This is a genomic window from Achromobacter maghribensis (assembly GCF_057334215.1).
In genome coordinates, this window is the sequence record NZ_JBHFII010000050.1 from 19,901 (window position 1) to 20,869 (window position 969).

1 protein-coding gene is annotated in these 969 nt (G+C 66.6%); it reads right to left on the reverse strand.

Going from position 1 to position 969, the window contains the following annotated elements:
• Positions 1–9: 9 nt before the first annotated feature.
• Positions 10–441 carry a DUF2809 domain-containing protein gene (locus tag ACE039_RS22730; protein WP_105559618.1) on the reverse strand — a complete coding sequence of 144 codons (432 nt, stop codon included), beginning with the start codon at positions 439–441 and terminating at the stop codon, positions 10–12.
• Positions 442–969: the final 528 nt, after the last annotated feature.

A 969-nucleotide genomic window follows, 5' to 3' on the forward strand; every position in this document is an offset into this window, starting at 1 on the left:
CCCCGCCGCTTAGCGGCGGGCGCGCAAGCTTGCCCGCGCGCGGGCATCCCGCAACGCGGCATTGCGCTGGCGGTGCGCGTTGGCAAGGGCCAACACCAGCACGACCGCGAACCCCACGGTGTAGGCCACCACGTCCCACCAATCCGGCACGCTGCCAAACACCACGCGCAGCACCGGCTGTTCGATCTGCCACCCGTTCTGCCGCGCCAGGTACTGCCCGAACTCCACCGCATACGCCGTAAGCAACGCCGCCACGGCCAGCGCCCCCACGCGCGCGCGGACAAACGTCCGATACACCAGATAAACCCAGCCCACCGCCACCACGTCTCCTACGAATCCGCGCAAGAACGGATAGGGCGCGCCATACAGGGCAATCAGCGCCAACAGCGCGGTCACGGCAAGCAGGGCGGCGAACGCGCGCCCATTGAACGTCAGGGTCATGGCTACAAACAAAGAAGTGAAAGGGCGGATGCGCCTTCAGGCGCCCCGTCGCAGCCCGAAGCATCAACATCGGGCAACGAAGCAGGGTACTAGATATCCACGGGAAAACCCGAGTCCCCCTCCGACACAAGCGTCACCAAAGGTTATGCGGCCAGCCGCCCCATAAGTTACCCCGTCTTATCCACCGCCTATCCACTGCCTATCCACCCCCAATCCACCGACTTACCCACACCCTTATCCACCGCGCCCCCACCAAAGCGCGCCAGCGCCCCCCCTCCCACCAGGCACATCCCTATGCCAAAAAAGGCCGCCCGCGCGGCCGCTTTTGGCGTCCCTGCACACTCCTCCCCCACCCACTGGCGCGTCAACAACACGCCAAGCACCCCACCCTCCCCAGCGACTGTCCAATTCTCGACCCCGCAGCCCGGCGTGGCGGGGGCACGGGGTGCGCGGGGAGTCGATGCGCCCAAGGGAATCCGAAGGAACTGCCAAAGGCAGTGACGAGGATGACGACGGGGCAGTCCGGCG

Excerpts from the sequence above, each read along its gene's own strand:
- ACE039_RS22730 (WP_105559618.1), bottom strand. The coding sequence starts at position 441 with ATGACCCTGACGTTCAATGGGCGCGCGTTCGCCGCCCTGCTTGCCGTG.